The organism is Microcoleus sp. Pol12B4 (assembly GCF_036701385.1).
GTDB lineage: Bacteria > Cyanobacteriota > Cyanobacteriia > Cyanobacteriales > Microcoleaceae > Microcoleus.
Window position 1 is genome coordinate 49,238 of the sequence record NZ_JAUBQR010000011.1, and the last position, 6,366, is coordinate 55,603.

Genomic DNA, 6,366 nt, shown 5'->3' on the forward strand with positions numbered 1-6,366 from the left:
TAGGTTACGAGTCTGATCAAGCCGGCGGCAACTCCAAAGTAAGTTGACCTAAAACACCAGTTCTAAAATCGTTTAACATCTGCCGCGCCGTTCGTTCGACATCTCCTTTATACCTGTCTTTTGCTACCTCGTGCAGATAATCTTCACCATTACTAGAGGCTGCATCTAATTTATACCTGGATTTAAAACCAGATAGTGATATCAACGTGTCATCAGCCGCCTCCAGCCCTTGGAGCAAATCTACCATCGCGGCTGCTACTACCTGATTGTCGTAAGCTGCTTCGCCAATATCTTCGCAAATAGCTAATTTTATGGCATTTTCTTGATTGTTAATTCGGGTTGGGATCACTCCTGGGGCATCTAATAATTCAATTTCGTCAGAAATGCGAATCCATCGGAGCGATTTAGTTACTCCAGCTCTGCGAGCACTATCTACCACTCTCCGCCCTAACAACCGATTAATTAAAGCAGATTTTCCGACATTGGGAAATCCCATTACCACTGCACGGACTGGACGGGGCAGCATACCTCGATCGAACCTTCTTTTATTTAGCTGCACCCCAGCATTCTGCACGGCATCCGCCACAGCGTCTACTCCTTGACCGTGCTCGGCATTAGTAAAATACGCAGTTTCCCCCTGGGCCTCAAACCATGTTTCCCACGCCTCGCGCGATCGAGGCGTAATCATGTCCATACGGTTGACAACCAAGACTCGCGCCTTGCCGCCCACCCAATTCGGCATTTGGGGGTGATAAGTAGCCAATGGAATGCGGGCATCTCGGACTTCGAGCACCACATCTACCCGCTTTAGCTGTTCTTTTAATGCCCGTTCAGCTTTGGCAATGTGACCGGGATACCAGTGAATTTTCATTAGTTATTAGTTATTAGTTATTAGTCATTAGTCAGCAGTCATTAGTCAGCAGTCATTAGTCACCAGCCATTAGTCGCTGTCTCAGGGCGGGTTTACGCATACCCTGGATTTACATAATAGATACGGGTGAACCCGCCCCTACAGAATCTACGTTTATTTAGTCGGACATGATATAACACGTGACTAATGACTAATAACTAATGACTAATGACTAATAACTAAGGCACAATCAAAACTGCACAAGGAGACAGATTGATCACCCGATTGGTAACGCTGTCAGACGCCCCATCATCGGTTAAACCCATCCCCCGACAGCCCATCACAATCAAATCGGCCCCAATTTCGTCAGCCACATCGCAAATCGTGAAAGCAGGTTTGCCTTCCCGTTCGATGATTTCAGCTTCAATTCCCTGCTGGGAAAACATCGATTGGGCCTCAGAAAGAAGTTTGGCGACTGCTTCGGGGGAAGTCATCACCTCTCGCGCGGGGGCGTCGGCCTCCTCGGCTGGGGGCTCGACTACCGACAGAATAACTAAGCGAGAACCGTAGGTTTTTACGATATTGACCACCTTTTCGGCAGCTTCGCGGGCTTCTCGGCTTTGATCGACAGGAAATAAGACTGTCTTGAACATACTGCACATCTCCGGGACACGGACTCCGATAAAATGTTTAGGTTAAGCCAATCAGTGCCGTTTGTTCCATCTTCCGTTTTTTGTACGGGCGCGGTTGAATGCGTCCGAGGCCGGGGTGCAAGTTACCAGTGCCGCCATTTCAACGGAATTCGACAAAAACACACATATTAGGAGGTTAATCCTGTGACAAAAAAAACTGTAGCAAATTTATCGGCATCGGACTTATCGGGCAAACGGGTATTGGTGCGGGCGGACTTTAACGTGCCGCTCGACAACGGCAATATCACCGATGATACTCGCATCCGGGCGGCTCTGCCGACAATTCAAGATTTAGCGTCCAAGGGCGCTAAGGTGATTTTGTGCAGCCACTTCGGCCGTCCCAAGGGTGTGACGGAGAAGTTGCGCTTGACGCCGGTTGCTGTGCGCCTGTCGGAATTGTTGGGCAAAGAGGTCAAAAAGACTGACGACTGCATCGGTGATGAAGTCGCTGCTACAGTCGCGGCGATGCAAGATGGCGATGTGCTGTTGCTAGAAAATGTCCGCTTCTACCCAGAGGAGGAGGCAAACGACCCAGAATTTGCTAAGAAGTTAGCTTCTGTGGCCGATTTGTATGTCAACGATGCTTTTGGTACTGCTCACCGAGCTCACGCTTCTACTGAGGGCGTTACTAAGTATCTGAGTCCTTCTGTGGCTGGGTTTTTGATGGAGAAGGAACTGCAATATCTCGGCAGTGCGATCGACAATCCTCAGCGTCCTTTAGCTGCTATAATCGGCGGTTCAAAGGTTTCCAGCAAGATTGGAGTCATTGAAAAACTGCTCGAAAAGTGCGACAAACTGCTGTTGGGCGGTGGCATGGTTTTCACGTTCTACAAAGCTCGCGGCTTGAACGTGGGCAAGTCTTTGGTGGAAGAGGACAAGCTGGAACTGGCTAAGTCTTTGGAAGCTAAGGCGAAGGAACGGGGAGTTGCTTTTCTGTTACCTACTGATGTGGTAGTTGCTGACAAGTTTGCTGCTGATGCTAACACTCAAACTGTCTCTGTTGAAAGCATCCCCGACGGTTGGATGGGTTTGGATATCGGCCCGGATTCAGTAAAAACTTTCCAAGATGCTTTGGCCGATTGCAAAACTGTTATCTGGAACGGGCCCATGGGCGTGTTTGAGATGGAGAAGTTTGCTGTGGGAACTGAAGGTATCGCTCATTCTTTGGCGGGACTTACTAAAACTGGTACTACCACAATTATCGGTGGTGGTGACTCGGTGGCGGCTGTGGAACAGTTGAATTTGGGTGAACAAATGAGCCACATTTCCACTGGTGGCGGTGCTAGTTTAGAACTGCTCGAAGGTAAGGAATTGCCTGGTGTTGCTGCTTTAGATGAAGCTTAATTAAGTTAAGTAGGGCGGGCTTGGCCCGCCTTGCTGGAAGCAGGCCTAAATCATTGGCTGCGAATCATTGTTGTGAAGATTTACCGCAGAGGGCGCAGAGAACGCAGAGCAAGAGAAAAGAGAGAAGGATATCGGTTTAAAGTCTATAGTTTGCTAGTATAATTTGTTTGAAGTAGCAGTGAGGTTTGTTTGTGAAACTTAAACTCTTGGCAACTGTAACGGCCTGTCTAGCTTTGTTTGGGCTGCCAGCTCCCGTTACAGCTCAAAATCCAGATCATGTTAGGCAATTGCTGGAAACTAAAGAGTGCGAGGGCTGTGACTTGAGAAATGCTGATTTGTTCAAGGCTAGCTTGTACAGAGCTAATTTAAGAGGAGCGGATTTAAGCGGAGCAAATCTCTATGAAGCTAATTTGCTAGAAGCGGATTTAAGTGATGCTAATTTGGCAAATGCTAACTTAGTTAATGCCGAGATGTACGGTGCTGAATTGAATGGGGCTAATCTGCGAAATGCGGATTTGTCTAATGCTTTTTTGGGGCGAGCGAATCTGACGAGTGCGGATTTGCGCGGTGCTAAACTTTTTAATGCGAATCTGGGCGAAGCTTATCTGCTGCAAGCTAATTTGTCGAATGCAGATTTGAGGCGTTCGCTGTTGTTTAGAGTTAATTTGAATCGTGCGAATTTAAGCGGAGCGGATATGTCTTTCGCGGATGTGCGCGATACTAATTTGCAGAATGCTATTTTGTCAAATACTAGGCTTCCTCGGGCTCAATTGACCGGGACAAATATTGATGCGGCGAATAACGTGCGGCAGGCTGATTTGGAACGTGCCAACTTGCGAGGTACGAATTTGGGACCAGGGGTTTGCGTGATCACTACTTTTCCTTATTGTGTTTTGAATGTGGAATAATCTGCTTGCTGAGTGCGTCAGCCTCCATTTTTTTGCAGGTACGGGAATTTTTGCTCCCGCCCAAAAACCGATAGAAGCCTCCGACGTAAGTCGTGGAAAGATAAAAATTTTAGACTAAAGTTGTAGCTCCCAGATGAATCTGTGGAATAAATCTAAAATCTAAAATCTAAAATCTAAAATCTAAAATCGACTGACTGGCTGGCGCACCCTAGGTTGAGATCCGAGTTAAGTTTGAGGGGGTTTGTATCCTCTTTCTAGGGCAAATCTCACAAGCTGTGCCCGATTTTCTAGCTGTAATTTGCTGAAAATGCTGCCTAAATGAGCTTGCACAGTCCGGGGGCTAATAAACAGCCGATCGCTAATTTGTTTGTTAGTATAACCCTGGATAACCTCCCAAAAAACTCTTTCCTCGGCTGGTGTTAAAGGCAAAGGTGCAGGTGCTGGCAATACTGCCACAAATTGTGGTTCCACCGCCCTACCGCTAGAAGTTTGAAGCAGTCGGACAATCTCGGCGTGAATCCGGTGAGAGCGCTCTAACTGCGCCTTTACCTTAGCTAAGATTTCTTCAGACTGAAAAGGTTTTACCAGATAATCGTCAGCGCCGATCGAATGACCTTCAACTTTTGACTCAATCTCCCCTTGACCAGACAAAAATATAAACGGGACTAACTGTCCCAAACGGGTAGTTCGCAAACGGCGACAAAACTCAAACCCGTCCATTTCCGGCATCATCACATCTGAAATTACCAAATCTGGGGGGGCCTTTTCAAACATTGAGAGCGCCTCCACCCCTGAATTAGCGCATTCCACCCGATATCCCTGACTTTCCAAGTACATTGCTAAGACTGTTTGACAGTCTGCTTCGTCGTCAACCACTAATATTCTTTCCATGACAGGCTTGCACCAATTCCAGTTGGACAGTTCTTGAAACTGCCAGTCCCAAAGTAGGAACTTAAATGAGTTTACCTCCTGCAACTGGATAAAGGCTCACAATTTCAAGACGCCACACTTTCTCAAATAGTCCAATTAGGGGTGCCTAGCGCATAAAAGCGGAAGCAGTAGAGCAATATGGGGAATATCCTTCTTTGATTCGCATATCATCAAAAGCTACAACTTTTTATGAGGAAGCGTCAAATTTTATGCCGAAAATAGAAGGTAAAAGAAAGAATTTAATCCTATAAAACTGAAATCAGGGTGACACTTACACTATTCCTAGACCCGACATTGAAAGGTTTTTAGATTTTTCAGGTTCGGATACAGGTACAAAAGGGACAGCGCGAGCAGGTCCTGCTGCTGGGGGCGGCGCGAACCAACTCGGATCGGCAACCAACATACTTTCAATTATCGGTGCGGGTTCGGGGCGGCTGAACAGATACCCCTGCATGATATCGCACTGATGTTGTTTCAAAAAATCTAGTTCTGCTTCTGTTTCCACTCCCTCAGCAATTACTGTCATATTCAAACTGTGACCAAGTAAAATTACTGCTGTAGTAATAGCAGCATTTTGAGTATCTTCGCTGGCATTACGGACGAAAATTCGATCAATTTTTAAAGTGTCAAAAGCAAATTGCTTGAGATATCCTAAAGTAGCGTAACCGGTGCCGAAGTCGTCAATAGCAATCCGAATTCCTAGAGCTTTAAGTTCGTTTAAAGTAGCGCCTGCTACAGTCGCATTTTCCACCAAAGCGCTTTCGGTCATTTCTAATTCTAAATTAGCAGGCTCTAAACCTGTAGTTTCCAATATTTGGACGATTCGCGCTTTTAGTTCCGGGTCCGACAACTGCCGGGCCGACAAGTTTACTGATATTGTAAAGGGTGAAAACCCCGCCGCCAGCCAACTAGCGGCTTGAGCGCAAGCTGAAAGCAGTACCCACTCGCCAATCTGAATAATTAAACCTGTTTCTTCTGCTAATGGAATAAATTCGCAGGGAGAAATTATACCTCGATCGGGATTTTGCCAGCGCACTAAAGCTTCAGCGCCGATAACTTGGCCGGTAGCAATATTCACTTGTGGCTGATAGTATACCTGAAACTCACCTTGTGCCAAAGCGTGGCGCAACAAAGCTTCGAGAGCAAACTTTTCAGGAGAGAGGGTCGTAACCTTAGTGGAGTCGTTAACTAAATCTTTGAGTCTGGCTTCTGCTTGGTGAAGCGCGACTGTCAGCGGTTGAGTAATAGTTTGCCGTTTCAAGACGCGAGAAGCAATGGCTCCTAGCAATTCAGCTTTGGTAAACGGCTTTGTCAAGTAATCGTCTGCGCCCAATTCCATCCCCCGACGAAAATCGGTTTTGTCACTTTGAGCCGTGAGGAAAATAAATGGAATTGTTGCAGCTAGCGAGTTTTGCCGCAGAGTCCGCAACACGTCATAACCGTCGAGTTCCGGCATCTGCACGTCGCACAAAATTAAATCCGGTATCTCCGAAAGTGCCATCTGCACCCCAGCTCGACCGTTCTCGGCCGCAATGACCCGGTAGCTGTGAGATTCCAGGAGTTGCAGAAGAGTTTCCCGGATTAATTCGTCGTCCTCAATTACCAAAATTTTGAGCATGATACTTAGATAACAGATGGCACT

The 6,366-nt window shown here is 46.9% G+C and carries 6 protein-coding genes; 2 read left to right on the top strand and 4 right to left on the bottom strand.

Translation table 11 applies throughout. The annotated features are described in order from the left end of the window. Nucleotides 1-16: 16 nt before the first annotated feature. Together ylqF and QUA38_RS03275 are read right to left on the bottom strand one after the other, a co-directional pair. The gene (gene ylqF / locus QUA38_RS03270; protein ID WP_333159151.1) at nucleotides 17-871 is read right to left on the bottom strand and encodes a ribosome biogenesis GTPase YlqF; all 855 of its coding nucleotides are present in this window, start codon (nucleotides 869-871) and stop codon (nucleotides 17-19) included. A 218-nt stretch (nucleotides 872-1,089) separates the two neighbouring features. After that, the gene (locus QUA38_RS03275; protein WP_333128466.1) at nucleotides 1,090-1,503 is read right to left on the bottom strand and encodes a universal stress protein; all 414 of its coding nucleotides are present in this window, start codon (nucleotides 1,501-1,503) and stop codon (nucleotides 1,090-1,092) included. A 183-nt stretch (nucleotides 1,504-1,686) separates the two neighbouring features. Here QUA38_RS03275 and QUA38_RS03280 point away from each other — a divergent pair, with 183 nt between their 5' ends. Both QUA38_RS03280 and QUA38_RS03285 read left to right on the top strand, forming a co-directional pair. Beyond that, nucleotides 1,687-2,886 (top strand): phosphoglycerate kinase, encoded by a 1,200-nt coding sequence (locus QUA38_RS03280; RefSeq protein WP_333065849.1) that lies wholly within the window; start codon nucleotides 1,687-1,689, stop codon nucleotides 2,884-2,886. Nucleotides 2,887-3,077: 191 nt separating this feature from the next. After that, entirely contained in the window at nucleotides 3,078-3,794 is a 717-nt protein-coding gene (locus tag QUA38_RS03285; RefSeq protein WP_333159153.1) for a pentapeptide repeat-containing protein, read from the top strand. 225 nt (nucleotides 3,795-4,019) lie between these two features. Here the strand turns inward: QUA38_RS03285 and QUA38_RS03290 are convergent, their stop codons facing one another. Continuing rightward, nucleotides 4,020-4,685 carry a response regulator gene (locus QUA38_RS03290; protein WP_333159155.1) on the bottom strand — a complete coding sequence of 222 codons (666 nt, stop codon included), beginning with the start codon at nucleotides 4,683-4,685 and terminating at the stop codon, nucleotides 4,020-4,022. A 310-nt stretch (nucleotides 4,686-4,995) separates the two neighbouring features. After that, a partial coding sequence (locus QUA38_RS03295; RefSeq protein WP_445305024.1) for an EAL domain-containing response regulator occupies nucleotides 4,996-6,366 on the bottom strand: 1,371 nt, incomplete at its 5' end.

What these genes read in the sequence shown, in the direction of transcription:
- ylqF (WP_333159151.1), bottom strand. Translation starts at nt 871, where the DNA reads ATGAAAATTCACTGGTATCCCGGTCACATTGCCAAAGCTGAACGGGCA.
- QUA38_RS03290 (WP_333159155.1), bottom strand. Translation starts at nt 4,685, where the DNA reads ATGGAAAGAATATTAGTGGTTGACGACGAAGCAGACTGTCAAACAGTC.
- QUA38_RS03275 (WP_333128466.1), bottom strand. Translation starts at nt 1,503, where the DNA reads ATGTTCAAGACAGTCTTATTTCCTGTCGATCAAAGCCGAGAAGCCCGC.